Source organism: Streptomyces sp. NL15-2K (genome assembly GCF_030551255.1).
Lineage (GTDB): Bacteria > Actinomycetota > Actinomycetes > Streptomycetales > Streptomycetaceae > Streptomyces.
The window spans coordinates 11923798-11938784 of the sequence record NZ_CP130630.1 but is presented as its reverse complement, the minus strand read 5'-3'; the positions used below and the strand labels follow the sequence as shown (position 1 = coordinate 11938784).

16 protein-coding genes are annotated in these 14987 nt (G+C 71.4%); 6 read left to right on the top strand and 10 right to left on the bottom strand.

Annotated elements, in window-relative coordinates; translation table 11 throughout:
- Positions 1-29: 29 nt before the first annotated feature.
- The 5 genes from Q4V64_RS52350 to Q4V64_RS52330 all read right to left on the bottom strand — a co-directional run bounded on the left by Q4V64_RS52350 (position 30) and on the right by Q4V64_RS52330 (position 4330).
- On the bottom strand, positions 30-1253 hold the full coding sequence (locus Q4V64_RS52350; protein ID WP_124445531.1) for an FAD-dependent oxidoreductase: 1224 nt from the start codon (positions 1251-1253) through the stop codon (positions 30-32).
- Complete coding sequence (locus Q4V64_RS52345) at positions 1250-1447, bottom strand: ferredoxin (RefSeq protein ID WP_124445530.1); 198 nt, start codon at positions 1445-1447, stop codon at positions 1250-1252. The genes Q4V64_RS52350 and Q4V64_RS52345 overlap by 4 nt, the downstream gene beginning before the upstream one ends.
- Before the next feature lie 56 nt (positions 1448-1503).
- Complete coding sequence (locus Q4V64_RS52340; protein WP_124445529.1) at positions 1504-2733, bottom strand: cytochrome P450; 1230 nt, start codon at positions 2731-2733, stop codon at positions 1504-1506.
- Positions 2734-2922: 189 nt separating this feature from the next.
- Positions 2923-3645 (bottom strand): response regulator transcription factor, encoded by a 723-nt coding sequence (locus Q4V64_RS52335; protein WP_124445528.1) that lies wholly within the window; start codon positions 3643-3645, stop codon positions 2923-2925.
- A gap of 31 nt (positions 3646-3676) precedes the next feature.
- On the bottom strand, positions 3677-4330 hold the full coding sequence (locus tag Q4V64_RS52330) for a TetR/AcrR family transcriptional regulator (RefSeq protein ID WP_124445527.1): 654 nt from the start codon (positions 4328-4330) through the stop codon (positions 3677-3679).
- Between the two features lie 258 nt (positions 4331-4588).
- Between Q4V64_RS52330 and Q4V64_RS52325 the strand changes: the two genes are divergently transcribed.
- The 4 genes from Q4V64_RS52325 to hemC all read left to right on the top strand — a co-directional run bounded on the left by Q4V64_RS52325 (position 4589) and on the right by hemC (position 9108).
- A complete protein-coding gene (locus Q4V64_RS52325; RefSeq protein WP_124445526.1) occupies positions 4589-6070 on the top strand; it encodes an MFS transporter in 1482 nt (493 codons plus the stop codon).
- Positions 6071-6155: 85 nt separating this feature from the next.
- Positions 6156-7136, top strand: a complete 981-nt coding sequence (locus Q4V64_RS52320; RefSeq protein WP_124445525.1) for an ATP-dependent DNA ligase — start codon at positions 6156-6158, stop codon at positions 7134-7136.
- A gap of 143 nt (positions 7137-7279) precedes the next feature.
- Entirely contained in the window at positions 7280-8056 is a 777-nt protein-coding gene (locus Q4V64_RS52315; RefSeq protein WP_124445524.1) for an NPP1 family protein, read from the top strand.
- Positions 8057-8172: 116 nt separating this feature from the next.
- Positions 8173-9108 carry a hydroxymethylbilane synthase gene (hemC, locus tag Q4V64_RS52310; RefSeq protein ID WP_124445523.1) on the top strand — a complete coding sequence of 312 codons (936 nt, stop codon included), beginning with the start codon at positions 8173-8175 and terminating at the stop codon, positions 9106-9108.
- A gap of 479 nt (positions 9109-9587) precedes the next feature.
- Here hemC and Q4V64_RS52305 read toward each other — a convergent pair whose 3' ends face one another.
- The 4 genes from Q4V64_RS52305 to Q4V64_RS52290 all read right to left on the bottom strand — a co-directional run bounded on the left by Q4V64_RS52305 (position 9588) and on the right by Q4V64_RS52290 (position 12470).
- Positions 9588-10121 (bottom strand): hypothetical protein, encoded by a 534-nt coding sequence (locus tag Q4V64_RS52305; protein ID WP_124445522.1) that lies wholly within the window; start codon positions 10119-10121, stop codon positions 9588-9590.
- 189 nt (positions 10122-10310) lie between these two features.
- Positions 10311-11171, bottom strand: coding sequence for an ABC transporter permease (locus tag Q4V64_RS52300; RefSeq protein WP_124445521.1), 861 nt, complete (start codon positions 11169-11171; stop codon positions 10311-10313).
- Positions 11131-12018, bottom strand: a complete 888-nt coding sequence (locus Q4V64_RS52295; RefSeq protein WP_124445520.1) for an ATP-binding cassette domain-containing protein — start codon at positions 12016-12018, stop codon at positions 11131-11133. The genes Q4V64_RS52300 and Q4V64_RS52295 overlap by 41 nt, the downstream gene beginning before the upstream one ends.
- On the bottom strand, positions 12015-12470 hold the full coding sequence (locus tag Q4V64_RS52290; RefSeq protein WP_124445519.1) for a MarR family winged helix-turn-helix transcriptional regulator: 456 nt from the start codon (positions 12468-12470) through the stop codon (positions 12015-12017). The genes Q4V64_RS52295 and Q4V64_RS52290 overlap by 4 nt, the downstream gene beginning before the upstream one ends.
- Positions 12471-12714: 244 nt before the next feature.
- On the opposite strand from Q4V64_RS52290, the gene Q4V64_RS52285 reads away from it, so the two are divergent.
- Positions 12715-13506 (top strand): RNA polymerase sigma factor SigF, encoded by a 792-nt coding sequence (locus Q4V64_RS52285; protein WP_124445518.1) that lies wholly within the window; start codon positions 12715-12717, stop codon positions 13504-13506.
- Between the two features lie 43 nt (positions 13507-13549).
- Here Q4V64_RS52285 and Q4V64_RS52280 read toward each other — a convergent pair whose 3' ends face one another.
- The gene (locus Q4V64_RS52280) at positions 13550-13882 is read right to left on the bottom strand and encodes an ANTAR domain-containing protein (protein WP_124445517.1); all 333 of its coding nucleotides are present in this window, start codon (positions 13880-13882) and stop codon (positions 13550-13552) included.
- Between the two features lie 169 nt (positions 13883-14051).
- Here Q4V64_RS52280 and Q4V64_RS52275 point away from each other — a divergent pair, with 169 nt between their 5' ends.
- Positions 14052-14855, top strand: coding sequence for a VOC family protein (locus tag Q4V64_RS52275; protein ID WP_124445516.1), 804 nt, complete (start codon positions 14052-14054; stop codon positions 14853-14855).
- Positions 14856-14987 lie beyond the last annotated feature (132 nt).

The following is a 14987-nucleotide window of genomic DNA, read 5'->3' as shown; positions in this document are numbered from 1 at the left end:
CGGGCCACTTTAGCATCTTGTTGCGTAACTCAAGTAATTTGAAGGAAATCGCTACCCGGAGGGCGACGCCGACGCACGGTCTCGTGCCACCTGGCTTCGGCCGCGATCGCCTGCCGCCACAGCCGGACGGCCTTGGGGGGCATGCCGACCGCGAGGGCTCCGCTCACCCGGTCGCCGGTGCGGTACACGGCGACGAAGCGGCGCTCCGCCAGGTCCCCGTCCACCACGGCGACCTCGTCATGGCCGCGCGGGAAACCGTACGCCTGGATCTTCATGTCGTACTGGTCGGACCAGAAGTACGGCACCGGGGCGAACGGCTTGCGCGCCTCGGGGCGGAGCAGGTTGCGGGCGGCGGCCATGCCCTGTTCGGCGGCGTTGGCGCGGTGTTCGATGCGCATCGACACCCCGAACAGCGGGTTGTACCAGCGGGCGACGTCACCGGCCGCGTACACTCCCCCAGCCTTCGGCCGGGGGGACCCCCAGGCGGCCTCGCAGTACGCGTCGCAGACCACGCCGTCGCCCAGGGGCAGTCCGCTGCCGTCGAGCCATTCGGTGTTCGGCTGCGAGCCGACGGCGACGAGCACCTCGTCGGCCTCGACCGACTCGCCGTCCGCGAGCCGCACCCCGCCCTCGGTCACCTCGGTCACGGTGACCCCGCAGCGCAGGTCCACGCCCCGGTCCAGATGCGCCCGGGTCAGCACCTCACCGACCTCCGTGCCGACGGCATGCGCCAGCGGTACCGGGGCGGGTTCGAGGAGGGTGACCCTGGCTCCGAGGCGCCAGGCCACGGCGGCGGCCTCCGCGCCGAGGAAACCGGCGCCCACCACGACCAGCCGCCGCCCCGGCGCGAGCCGGTCCCGCAGCCTCAGGGCGTCGTCGAGCGTGCGCAGCACGTGCGCGCCTTCTCCGGGCAGCCGGCGCGGCCTCACCCCGGTGGCCACGATCAGCCCGTCGTACGGCACTTCGCGGCCGTCGGCCAACGCGACGGTGCGCTCGGTGAGTTCGAGACCGGTCGCCGCCACGCCGAGCCGCAGGTCGAGGTCGAGGGCGGTCAGGTCGGCGGGGGTGCGCAGTGGGAGCCGGTCGGCGTCCCACTCTCCGGCCAGGAGTTGCTTCGACAGGGGCGGCCGGTCGTACGGAGGCAGCGCCTCGTCGCCGACGAGGGTGAGCGTGCCGTCGTAGCCCTCGCGGCGGAGGGTCTCGACCGCCGCGAGCCCGGCGGCCGAGGCCCCGACGACGACGATCCTCCTCATCGCTCGACCAGCCGGATGGCGGCGGCCGGACAGATGGCCACCGCTTCGCGCACGTCGTCGAGGGAGTCCGCCGGGGGTTTGTCGTCCAGGACGAAGGCGATGCCGTCCTCGTCCCGCTGGTCGAAGACTTCGGGGGCGGCCATCACGCACTGCCCCGACGCGACGCACTTCGGCTCGTCCAGTTCCACATGCATGTTCTGTACCTCGTTCGATTTCCGTTTGGGGGTCCGGGTGACGGATCGGCGGGTGTTCACCAGGTGACGGGCAGTTCGTAGACGCCGTAGACCGATCCGTCGTGCTTGAACGGAAGGCTGTCCACCGCGGCGGCGAGCCGCAGGGTCGGAATGCGGCGGTAGAGGGTGCTGTAGACGACCTGGAGCTCCATGCGGGCCAGCGGCTGGCCCAGGCACTGGTGCACGCCGAAGCCGAAGGCCACGTGCCGGCGGGCGTCGCGCGTGATGTCCAGCCGGTCCGGGTCGGGGAAGGCCTCGGGATCCCGGTTGGCGATGTCGTTCGGCATGATCACGCCCTCGCCGGCCCGGATCACCTCTCCCGCGATCTCGATGTCCTCCAGCGCCGCCCGGCGCCGGCCGCCGTGCACGATGTTCAGGTAGCGCAGCAGCTCCTCCACCGCCGAGGCGACCAGCTTGGGGGCGTCGGTGTCGCGCAACAGGGCGAGCTGGTCCGGGTGTTCGAGGAGTGCCAGGGTGCCGAGGGCGATCATGTTGGCGGTGGTCTCGTGGCCGGCGAGGAGCAGCAGCACGCCCATCTGGGCGGCCTCCTGCCGGGACAGCTCGCCCGACTCGACGCGCCCCACGAGCCCGGAGAGCAGGTCGTCGCCGGGGTGGGTCATCTTCTGGCCCATCAGATCGTCGAGGTAGCCGATCAGTTTTCCGTGGGCGGCCATCCGGTCCTCCATGGCCGCGTCCCGCTTGATGAGGGTCTTGCTGTTCTCCTGGAAGAAGTCGTGGTCCGCGTACGGCACTCCGAGCAGTTGGCAGATGACGAGCGAGGGCACCGGCAGGGCGAACGCCTCCACCAGGTCGACGGGTCCGCCGGCGGCGAGCATGTCGTCGATCAGGTCGTCCACGATCTTCTGGACGCCGGGCCGCAGCGCATCGACCCTTTTCACCGCGAAGGGCGCCGTCACCATGCGCCGCAGCCGGGCGTGCTCCGGGTCGTCCATCAGGATGAAGCTGATGTTGTTCTTGCCGTTGCTGGGCGCCTGGAGCGGGTATCCGGGGCTGGTGATGTCGGCGCTGACCCTGGGGTCGAGGAGCAGGGCTCGCTGGTCCTCGTAGCGGGTCACCAGCCAGGGCGTACTGCCGTCCCAGAGGCGGACCTTGACGAGTCGTCCCTCGTCCTGCTGGGCCTGGAGGGCCGGGGGCGGGTCGAAGGGACAGCCCGCCGCCCTGGCCATCGGGAACTCGGGGACCGTTGCGGCCGCCTCGGGAGTGGCGTCGGTCAGGGTGTCGGTCATGGTTCTCCTCGGGGTGGGGGGCTCCGCTCGATGGCGGAGCGCCGGGGTGAAGTCGTCGAGGCCTCGATGCACACATGCAAACAGAGGGGGCTGACGCCTTGCCGTCAGTTTCCTGACAGAAGGCTGACGTGACTCAGATCACACCCTGATAAGCAAGTTGAGGAGGCGGCAGCACATTCAGCCAGGGCCTCAGGACTCTCCGTCGGCGAGCCCCAGCCAGTAGCCGAAACCCCGGCGAGTGTGAATCAGTACGGGCGCGTCCCGGTCCACCTTGCGCCGCAGCCGGGAGACGAGCTGCTCGATCGCGTTGTCGCCGTGGAAGTCACCCCAGATGTACCGGCCGATCTGCTCCTTGGTCAGCACCCTGTGCGCGTTGACCAGGAGATGGCGCAGCAACCGGTATTCGGCGGGCGTGAGATCCAGCGCCCGCGTCCCGCGCCGCGCCTCGCACAGGGTGTCGTCCAGCACCAGATCGCGGTACTCCAGCGCGGTGTTCCGGGGCCGTCCGGCACGCCTGGCGCGCAGCAGGACCTCCACCCTGGCCAGGACCTCGGCCACACGGAAGGGCTTGGTGACGTAGTCCCGCTCTCCCAGGCCCAGTTCGGGCACGAGCCGGTCCAGGGAGTCGTACGCCGTCAGCACCAGCACCGGAGGACGGTCGAGGACAGCCGGCCGGTTCCGATCGAGACTTGCCACGTCCGGCAGCGCCGCGTCGACGACCACCAGGTCGATCCGACGCTCCGCGAGCCGCGCCAGGGCCTCGGATCCGGTGCCGACCACGCTGATCCGGTATCCCGCGAGTTCCAGGGTGGTGGAGAGCAGCTCGGCGACGTCCGGCTCTTCGACGATGATCAGGAGGTGCTGGCCGGCCCCGCGGGCGAGCGCCGGTTTCTCACGGGTGCTGCCGTACATGCGACTCACCCTACCGCCCTGCTTGCCTAACTCAAGTAACGGTCGGGGTGACCGGCGCCAGCCACATGCCGACGATCGCGTCCACCAGGCCCGTGGTGGCGTCGTGCCAGTTGGAACGGGGCGTCGGGGTGTTCTCCGCCAGGGCCCGCTCCCGCTCTGCGGACATGTGCACGATCAGATGACGTGCCATCTCGCCGCGTTCGGCACGGACCTCGGCCGGCAGATCGGGCAGGCACCGGTTCAGCCCCTCGATGATCTGCCGCAGGGACGGGGAGGACAGGGACTCCTCCACCATGATCTCCTGGAGTGCCGGGTCGGTCATCACCTGGGCGCAGAACCGGGCGTACCAAGTGGGGCTGCCGAGCGCCGCGAGGTGTTCGGACACCGGGCGCACCAGGCAGTCCACCCAGTCGCGCACGTCCGTGGAGTCGCCGGTCGCGGCCAGCAGCCGGGCGCGAATCTCCTCGATCCCTGCCGCGTGCTTGCGCATGATCGCCCGCACGAGGTCGGCCTTGGTGCCGAAGTGGTAGCCGACCGCGGCGTTGTTGCCCTGCCCGGCGGCCTCACTGACCTGACGGTTGGACACCGCGTACACGCCTCGCTCGGCGAACAGCCGCTCCGCCGCGGTCAGGATCAGCCCCCGTGTCGCGCTGACCTGTTCCGCCCGCACCGTCCTGCCCGCCATGATCACCACCGCACCGGGGCTTCGGACACTCCCGCGACGGCCAGCCCCTCGAGCCGCCGCGGCTCCGCCGCCTCAGCGGCGCTTTCCGGTGACGGAAGCCTACGCAACCGCACCTCCTGTACGGCCCTGTATGCGGGCCGACGCCTGCCCTTGAACCACGTCACGGTCACGCGGACCCTGCCATTAAGGTAAGTCAAGCAGCTGACTTACGCTCGCTCGAGTTCCTGACTCCTTCACCGCGCCTTCGGAGGCTCCGCCATGTCCGACGCCCTCGCCAGACCCGCCGACGCGGGGGATGCCGCACCGCCGAGTTCGAACGCCGTGGTGGCGGTGCTGGCCTTCGCCGGAATCGTCGTCTCGCTGATGCAGACCCTGGTCATCCCGATCGTCCCCGACCTGCCGAGGCTCCTGGACGCCCCGTCCTCCGACACGGCGTGGGCGGTGACCGCGACGCTGCTGGCGGCGGCCGTGGCCACACCCGTCGTCGGCCGCCTCGGCGACATGTTCGGCAAGCGCCGCATGCTCCAGATCAGCGTCGTGATGCTGGTGACCGGCTCGGTGGTGTGCGCGCTCAGCGACGTCCTGGTCCCGATGATCGTCGGCCGTGCTCTGCAGGGGCTGGCGGCCGGTGTCGTGCCGCTCGGCATCAGCATCATGCGCGACGAGCTGCCCGCCGAGCGGCTGGCCGGGGCGACCGCCCTGATGAGCGCCTCCCTCGGCGTCGGCGGCGCCCTGGGCCTGCCCACGGCCGCGCTGATCGCCGACAACTTCGACTGGCACGTCCTGTTCTGGGCCTCCGCCGTCATGGGCGCGGTCGCTCTCGTGCTCGTCCCGGCCTTCGTCCCGGAGTCGAAGGTGCGCACCGGCGGCCGCTTCGACCTGGTCGGCGGCATCGGCATGGCGGCGGGCCTGGTCTGTCTGCTGCTGGCGATCTCCAAGGGCGGCGACTGGGGCTGGACCGACGGCACCACCCTCGGCCTGTTCGCCGCCGCCGTGCTCGTCCTGCTGGCGTGGGGCTGGTACGAACTGCGCACCGAGGCGCCGCTGGTGGACCTGCGCACCACCGCCCGCCGTCAGGTGCTGGTGACCAACCTCGCCTCGGTGGCGGTCGGCTTCTCGATGTTCGCGATGTCGCTGGTGCTGCCGCAGCTGCTCCAGCTGCCCACCCGGACCGGCTACGGCCTCGGCAGGTCCCTGCTGACCGCCGGCCTGGTCATGGCACCCTCCGGCCTGGTGATGATGGCCACGGCACCCGTCTCGGCGGCCGTCTCCAAGGCCAAGGGCCCCAAGGTGACGCTGATGATCGGTGCGCTGATCGTGGCCTGCGGCTACGGCCTGAACATCGTGCTGATGTCCGAGGTCTGGCACCTCGTGATGGTCTCCTGCGTGATCGGCGCCGGCATCGGTTTCACGTACGGCTCGATGCCCGCCCTGATCATGGGCGCGGTGCCCGCGAGCGAGACGGCCGCGGCGAACAGTCTCAACACCCTGATGCGCTCCATCGGCACGTCGGTGGCCAGTGCCATCGCCGGTGTCATCCTCGCGCAGATGACCATCGACCTCGGCGGCTACGCCCTGCCGTCCGAGGACGGTTTCAAGACGGTCATGGCCATCGGCGCCGGGGCCGCGCTCCTCGCCTTCGCCATCGCGGCGTTCATCCCCGGCCGGCGGAGCGAGGTCACGGCGGCCACGCACCAGGTGGCCGCGGAATCGCCGGCCGGTGCACCCTCGGTGACCTGAGGACGGGCCTGTCCGGACGGCGCCGTTCAGGGGAAACCGGCGGGAAGCGGGCGTGCGGGTGAGCGGTGCCGTCGAGAACTGACCCGTGAGCCTCCCGCTGATCCCTCCCATGCTCGCCACGCCCGGCACCCTGCCGCCCGCCGCGCAGGACGCGCGCTGGGCCTACGAGACCAAGCAGGACGGCCAGCGGGTGGTGGTCTATCTCCCCGGGGACGGCAGCCTGGTGCTGCGCGCCCGGTCCGGGGACATCGTCACCGCCGCGTATCCCGAACTGGGGCCGCTGGGCCGTTCTCTCGGCGCCACACCGGCGGTGCTGGACGGCGAGGTGCTGGCCCTGGACGAAGAGGGCCGTGCCGACTTCCAGTTGCTGCAGTCCCGTATGGGCCTGGTCCACGCGGCCGGAAGGGCGGCACGCCGGGCGACAGAGGTCCCCGTCCATCTGGTGCTGTTCGACGTGATGCACCTGGGGCAACGGTCCCTGCTCAAGCTCCCCTACATCCGGCGCCGCGCAGTGCTGGAGGAGCTGGGCCCGGCCGGCCCCCACTGGTCGATCCCTGGAGCCCTCGTCGGCCACGGCGAACAGGCCCTGCGCGCCACCCGCGAGCACGGCCTGGAGGGCCTGGTCTGCAAGCGGCTGGACTCGGTGTACGAGCCCGGGGTTCGCTCCCGGGCCTGGATCAAGATCCGGAACATGCGCAGCGCGGACGTCGTCGTGGGCGGCTGGCTGCCGGGCAAGGGACGGCTCACGGGGCTGCCGGGCGCCGTACTGGTCGGCCAGCGCGCCGCCGGGCGCCTGCGCTACGTCGGGGGTGTGGGTACCGGCTGGAGCGACGCGGAGCGGACCGAACTCGCCGCGCTGCTGCGGGCCGCCGAGACGGACGTGTGCCCCTTCGATCCCGTCCCGCCGGTGGCGGGCGCGCACTGGGTGCTGCCGCGGCTGGTCGGTGAGGTCCGCTACAGCACCCGTACCCGGGCGGGGATGCTGCGCCAGCCTTCGTGGCTACGGCTGCGCCCGGACCTCACGCCCGAGGAGTCGGCGGCTGATCTGCCGGACGACCTGGCCTGATCGTCCGTCAAGGTCCAACTGTTGGGGCGGCCGTAACCAGAGAGACGCCTGCACCCTCTTGGCGCGGACATGAAAAGTCGGCAAGCTGAACTCCCTTTCCCCCCACAGCCGTTGGGCTGCGCCCGGACCAAGAGGAGGACGCGGTGTCGTCACCGCCGTTCAAGGCTCACCGCAGGAGATGGCTCACCGGCCTGGCCGGCGCCGCCGCCCTCGTCGTAGCCTTCCCCACCGTCGCCTTCGCCGCCCCGCCACGGGCCCTGCCCGCCAACGCCGAAGCCGCCGAGAAGACCTACCAGCCGGCCTTCGACTACGACACCGACGGGTGCTACCCCACTCCCGCGATCGGCCCCGACGGCACGGTCAACGGCGGACTCAACCCTTCCGGTGCCCTCAACGGCGACTGCCGCGACGCCTCGGACCTCGACAACACCAACAGCTACTCGCGCTACAAGTGCAACAACGGCTGGTGCGCCTACATGTACGGCCTGTACTTCGAGAAGGACCAGGCCGTCGCCGGCAGCGGCATCGGCGGGCACCGGCACGACTTCGAGCACGTCGTGGTGTGGGTGCAGGACAACCAGGTCAAGTACGTGTCGACGTCCAACCATGGCTCGTTCACCGTGAGCGCGGCCTCCGCGGTCCGCTTCGACGGCACCCACGCGAAGATCGTCTACCACAAGGACGGCGTCAGCACGCACTGCTTCCGCCTGGCGGGCGCGGGCGACGAGCCGCCGGAGAACCACAAGGGCACCTGGCAGTACCCGCCGCTGGTCGGCTGGAACGGCTACCCGGCGGGCGTGCGCGACAAGCTGAGCGCGTACGACTTCGGCAGCGCCAACTTCGGATTGAAGGACGGCAACTTCAACCCGCACCTGGCGGCCGCGAAGCCGTCCGGGATCGCGTTCGACCCCAACGCCTGACCTGCCGCCGGATCGGGCGCGGGCCGCGGGACCACAGGGCCTCCACGGCTGGTCGCCCGCGCCCGATCCCCATGGGTACGGCACGAGAACACACCCCGAAGGTCTATCGTGTCCGCATGTCCGTCCCCGAACTGATCCGTATCGTCTCCCGTGACTCGCCCATGGCGCTCGCCCAAGTGGAGCGGGTGCGAGCCGAGCTGACGGCCCTTCATCCCCAGCTGCGCACCGAGGTCGTGCCGGTGAAGACGACCGGTGACAAGTGGATGGGCGATCTGTCCAAGGTCGAGGGCAAGGGGGCGTTCACCAAGGAGGTGGACGCCGCGCTGCTGGCCGGCGAGGCGGATCTCGCGGTGCACTGCGTCAAGGACGTGCCCGCCGACCGGCCGCTGCCCGCGGGCACGACGTTCGCCGCGTTCCTGGAGCGGGACGACATCCGCGACGCCCTCGTCCACCCGGGCGGACTCACCCTGGACGAGCTTCCGGCCGGAACGCGGATCGGCACCTCCTCGGTCCGCCGGGTCGCACAGTTGGCCGCCACCCACCCGCACCTGCAGTGCGTGCCGTTCCGCGGCAACGCCAACCGGCGTCTGGCCAAGCTCGCGGCCGGCGAGGCGGACGCGCTGCTGCTCGCGGTCTCCGGCCTGGAGCGCATCGACCGGCGTGACGTGATCAGCGAGATCCTCTCCCCCGAGACGATGATGCCGCCGATCGGCGCGGGCATCCTCGCCCTGCAGTGCCGCGAGGGCGACACCGAGCTCATCGACGTGGTCAGTGCGCTCGGGGACCCGAACACGCACCGGGAAGCCACGGCCGAGCGGATGTTCCTGCACGTCCTGCAGGGCCACTGCAACAGCCCGATCGCCGGGTACGCGCGCGTGGACCGCGGCGGCGAACTCTCCCTGCGGGCCTGTGTCTTCACCCCCGACGGAAAGACCCGCCTGAACGCCCACGAATGGGCCGGCCGACTCGACCCGGCCACGCTCGGCACCTCGGTCGCCGTGGCCCTGCTGCGGCAGGGCGCCCGCGAGATCATCGACGGCATCCCGCACTGACGCGGACGCCGGACGAGCACTTGAGGCACTGCGTCAGGCGCGGCCTGGGGCGCCGGGGCGCTGGCACGAGGCCCCGGCGTCGGGGCGCGGCACGGAGCGCCGCCGCCAGGCGCTGGCACGGGCCCACCGTCAGGCGCGGGTACGGGGCCCGGGTGTAAAGCTGAGGCGCCAGGCCAGTCGCGGGGCTGGAACGCGAGACCCCGCCGCCAGGCGCAGTCGCGAGACCCTGTCGTCCGGCCGAAGCGTGAGCCGATCGTCAGGCCGGGGCGTGAGCCGATCGTCGGGACCCGGCGCGAGAGCCGATCGTCAGGCGGGCAGACGAGAGCGCGAGGCCCCGGCGTCAGGACCCGGCGCGAGGCCGGTCTTGAGGCTGCAGCGAGAACGCGAGGCCCGGCGCGAGACCGATCGCAGCGCTGGAGCGCGAGACCCGGTCACAAGGCGGACAGTCGAGATCGCGAGGCCGGCCTCAGGCCCCGGCGTCAGGCCGTGCCGGTGCCCGGTTCCGCCTGGTCGCGCAGGAAGTTGCTCACCTGGTGCGCCAGGCTCTCCCGCCCCGCGCCCGGCTGGGTGGAGGCGCCGCCGGTCCCCTCGTGCAGGCCGATGCCGCCCGCCCACAGCCGGCGGTCGGCCCACTCGTCGTCGACCCGCAGCTGGATCTGGATGTCCACCTGGCCCAGGGACGCCTCCGGGCCGGCCGCGTACAGCACGGCGGTCGCCCGGCGCAGCGGATAGACGTCGAAGCCCTCGATGAACTGCGAGTTGCGCCAGTCGATGAAGGCGCTCTCCCCGTCGGGGCCGATCCGTACGTCGATCTGGCCGTCCTCCAGGTGGATGCCGTAATGCTGACTGCCTCGGTTCTCGATGGTCACACGGACCCTGAAGTACGTCAGCCCTTCGGCCGCGTCGTCCCGGCCGCGCGGCGGCTCGGCCGCTTCCAGACGGTGGACGCGGACACGCAAACCGGCATGCTCGTCGTACTCGTGCCAGTCCCCGACCACGTTCGGCTCGTACACAGTCCACCTCTCGACCTCAGAGAGCTGCTTCCTATCTTTGTGCTCAGTGCACTGTCAAATGAGCGGAATGCGCTGTGGCCAGCGAATTCGTCCTCTTGATCGGTGATCAAGCCGTGCGCAGGAAGAATCCGCCGTCGGGCCCCGGGGCGGGGTGCGGGCGCGTGCCGCACATCACGTTCCGGAGCGTGATCAGCGGGTCAGGCGACCCAGCAGGGAAGAGGCGGCGGTGATGCCGAGCGCGGCGGCCACCAGGAGTACCGCGAAGTCCAGTGCCAGATGCGCCGGCGTGCCGAGGAGCAGGCCGCGCAGGGCGTCCACTTGGTAGCTGAGGGGGTTGACCTTGCTGACCGTCTGGAGCCAGCCCGGCATCACGGACAGGGGGTACAGGGCGTTGGAGCCGAAGAACAGCGGCATGGTGATCGCCTGGCCGATGCCCATCAGCCGGTCGCGGCTGAGCACGATGCCGGCGATGGTCATCGACAGGCAGGAGAAGAAGACGGACCCGAGGATCACCGCCGCCGCGACGCCGAGCAGCTTGAGGGGGTTCCAGGTCAGTGCCACGCCGAGCAGGGCTGCGATGACGATGACGACGACGGCCTGGATCAGCGACTTCACCCCGGCCGCGAAGGCCTTGCCGGTGATCAGCGCCGAGCGCGGGGTGGGCGTGACCAGGAGCTTGTTCAGGACGCCGGCGTCGCGTTCCCAGATGATCTGGATGCCGTAGAAGATGGCGATGAACATCGCCGACTGGGCGATGATGCCGGGGGCCAGGTAGTCGATGTAGGGGATGCCGGGGGTGGGGATCGCCTTGATGCGGGTGAAGGTCTGACCGAAGATCAGCAGCCAGAGAGCCGGCTGGACCGCCCGGGTGTACAGCTCGGTGCGGTCGTGGCTGAGCTTCTGCAGCTCGACGGCGCACATCGCCGCCACCCGCGCGGGCAGCAGCCGCCATCCCGCGCGGGGCTCGGGCGGCCGCAGCAGCAGGTCGATGCCGCCTTCTCGGGAGCGGTCAGCCGACGCGGTGGGCGGTGCGGCGGGTGCTTCGGACATCGCGGAAATCTCCTGACTGGTCGTCGAGGCCGCTGCCGGCGATGTCGCGGAAGACGTCCTCGAGCGTCGGCAGCGAGTCCGTGGCCGCCGCGCCCGCGGCGCGCCGGCGATCGCCGAGCCCCTGCCTGAGCTCGGCCGGGGTGCCGAGGGCCCGGATACGGCCCCGGTGCATGAGGCCGACCCGGTCGCAGTACTGGTCGGCCTCGTCCATGTAGTGGGTGGTGACCAGCACGGTCATGCCGGTGGCCGCGCGGACGGCGTTGATGTGCTCCCACACGCCGGTCCGGGCGATCGGGTCGAGACCGATGGTCGGTTCGTCGAGGATCAGCAGGCGGGGCGCGCTGACCAGGGCCTGGGCGAGTTCCAGGCGGCGGATCATGCCGCCGGAGTAGGTGCCGGCGAGCCGGTCGGCGGCGTCGGTGAGGCCGACCGCCGCCAGGGCCTGGCCGACGCGCTCGGCGCGTTCCCGGCGGGGCACGTCGAAGACCCGGGCGAACAGGGCGACGTTCTCCCGGCCGGTGAGGCCGGCGTCGGCGGACAGCTGCTGTGGCACGTACCCCAGCAGGCGTCGTACGGCCATGGCGTCCTCGGCGGCGTCGCGGCCGAAGACACGGATCATGCCGGGCGGGACCGGCAGGAGGGTGGTGATGCAGCGGATGGCCGTGGTCTTGCCGGCGCCGTTGGGGCCGAGCAGCCCGAAGACCTCACCCTCCCCCACCGACAGGTCGAGCGCGTCGACCGCGTTCGTCTCGCCGAAGGAGTAGGCGAGCTGGGTGCAGGCGACGGACTCGGCCCGCCCGGACGGCGGCCGGGCCGTCACGTCCCGCGCTGCAGCATCCGGCGTCATGAGTCCTCGGCCTCCTCGTGCAGGGTGACGGCCAGCTTGCGCAGGGCCGGTACGGCGGCGCGCAGGGCCTCCCGGTCCGCCTCGTCGAGACGGGACACCTGGTGCCGTACGAGCTCGGCGCGCCGCTTGCGCCACTCGCGCAGCCTGGTCTCGGCCGCCGGGGTCGGCAGCAGTCGTGCGGCACGCCGGTCGGCCGGGTCCGTCTCGCGGACCAGGTAGCCCTGCCGGGACAGTTGGTTGACCAGCGTCGAGACCGAATTGCTCGCCAGGTACAGATCCTTGGCGGCGTCCGAGATGCCGATGCCGGGCCGGTCCACGACCAGGCGCAGCAGTTCCACCTCGGCGCTCCGCAGGGGCGGGTCGGGCATGTCCCGGCGCACCCGGCGCCGGATCAGCCGCTGGACGCCGACGAGCGCGTCGGCGAGTTCCTCCGGGAAGGTCTCCGATTCCACGTCCTCGACATTAGCTCTGTAGCAGAGGTAACGAACCCAAGAGACGGTCAAATCACAATCTGCCCGTATTGCCGGAATTGTTTCATCTTCGTCGCCTCCGGGAATGCCCACTTCAGTGCTTCGGACAGGAGGCACCGTCCGTGGGAGACCCGCTCGCCGGGGCCCCGGGGTGTTCTCCCCTGATCCGCGCCCGCGCCTCCCACGGTGTCTGTCCATCGAGCACCTGCTGAGGGAGGTGCGCGGCATGCCTGTCACCGGCAAGACGAAGCCGCACCCGCACGACGACGCCCCCGACACCGCCTCGGACTTCGAACGGCTCGCGCGGATGCCCGCGGGCCCCGCGCGCAAGGCGCTCCGCGACGAGCTGGTCGAGGCCTGGCTGCCCATGGCCGAGCGGATCGCGGTCCGCTTCCGGGGGCGCGGCGAGTCCCTCGAGGACCTGTACCAGGTGGCCGCCCTCGGTCTCGTCAAAGCCGTCGACCACTACGACCCGGCGCGCGGCTGTGCCTTCGAGGCGTACGCCGTGCCGACCGTCACCGGTGAGATCAAGCGGCACTTCCGTGACCACATGTGGACGCTGCACGTGCCGCGCCGGGTGCAGGACCTGCGCAACCGGGTCCGGCAGGCCGCGAAGGAGCTGTCGCAGACGACGCCGGGACGGGCGCCGACGGTGGCCGAGATCGCCCGGCACGCCGGCATGAGCGAGAGCGAGGCGCGCACCGGCATGGAGGCGCTGGAGTGCTTCACGGCGCTGTCGCTGGAGGCCGAGATGCCCGGCACCGACGGGTACGCCCTCGGGGACGCGATCGGCGGCCCGGACCCCGCCTTCGACATCGTCGTCGACCGGGTGGCCGTCCGGCCTTGCCTGGAGGCGCTGCCGGAGCGCGAGCGGACCATCCTCTACCTGCGTTTCTTCCGGGGCATGACGCAGAGCAACATCGCGGAGCAGCTCGGCATCTCGCAGATGCACGTCTCCCGGCTGCTCAGCGGCTGCTTCGACCGGTTGCGCGAGGAGATCCTCACCGAGGCCCGGTGAGCCGCGCCACCGCCGTCACTCCACCGCGGTCACTCCGCCGCCGTCACTCCGGCGGCGGCACGCCCGGAATCTGCGTCGGACCGTAGCGGTCGAGGGCGTCTTCCAGCTCGGCACGGATCTCCGGGGGCATGTCCCCGCTCCGCCCCCAGATCAGTATCAGGTCCGCCACGTTGCGGAGCTTGATGTTGGTGTGCTGGGAGACTTCCTTCAGTACTTCCCAGCCCTGGTCCGGCGTCACCCTGCCGAGGGCGACGACCATGCCGATCGCCTGGTCCACGACGGCGTGCGAGGCGACCGCTTCCTTGAGCTGGTCGACCTCTTCCTGGAGCTCGAAGATGCGGTCCGACTCGTCCGGCTCGTGCGGTAGTGGTGACACGCATCCATCCTGTCACTCGTCCGAGCGCGCGCCACCGGACGGGACGCGGACGGGCCACCGTTTCGGTACCGCCACCGGGGTACTCGGCAGGCGCCCCGAGCGGTTCCGGTCGGACACTGGGAGGAGAAGACCCGTGGCCCCCGGCCGGCGAGAGCAGGACAGGACTGTCATGAACTACGACGTGAGACCCCCCAGCGCCACCAAGGACATCCTGTCCACACGCTCCGTGTTCGGCGCGCCCTGCTGGGTCAGTCTGACCAGCCGCGACCTCGAGACGACGGAGGCGTTCTACACGGCCGTGCTGGGCTGGCAGTGGCAGCGGGCGAAGCTCGGCGACCACTTCCGGGTCGCGCTGGCCGACGGGACACCGGTGGCGGGGATCGCCGCGGTCGCCACCATGTGGTCGATGGCGGTGGCCTGGACGCCTTACTTCGCCGTGCCCAGCGCGGACGAGGCCGTGGCGCGGGTGCAGGAGCGCGGTGGTACGACGGCGGTCGGGCCGCTGTCCTTCCCGCCCGGGCGGGCGGCGCTGCTGGCCGACCGGGACGGTGCGACCTTCGGTATCTGGGAGGGCGAGCTCAACGCGAAGTGGGAGACCTGGCGCCAGGCACAGCCGGCGTTCATCAGGCTCCACACGCGCGACGCCTTCGACGCCGCGATCTTCTACGGCGAGGTCCTCGACTGGGCGTCGGACCGTCCCGGCTGCTGCGAGGTCCACTACGAGGGCGGCGAGGTCGTGCTGCGCAGCCGGGGTGACATCGTGGCCCGGATCGAGTCGGGCGCCCTGGGCTCGGCTCCCGACCCCACGATCCGGCCGCACTGGCAGGTCCACTTCGCGGTCACGGACATCGCGGCCTGTGCGCGGGCCGCCGAGGTGCACGGCGGCAGCGTCCTGTCGAAGGGCAGCGAGGAGGCCGTGCTGCGCGACCCGGACGGCGCGCAGTTCACGGTGACCTCGCGCCGCGAACGCTAGAGCCTGTCCGGCGCTTCCTGTCGTCCGCCCGGAGGGCGGGCGCCGCGGCCCCGCGATGAAGGCCCCTGGCACGGGCGGAGCGTGCATGGCGCCGCGGCGCGGGTGGGAAGGGGACGGCAGGGCCCATGGCCC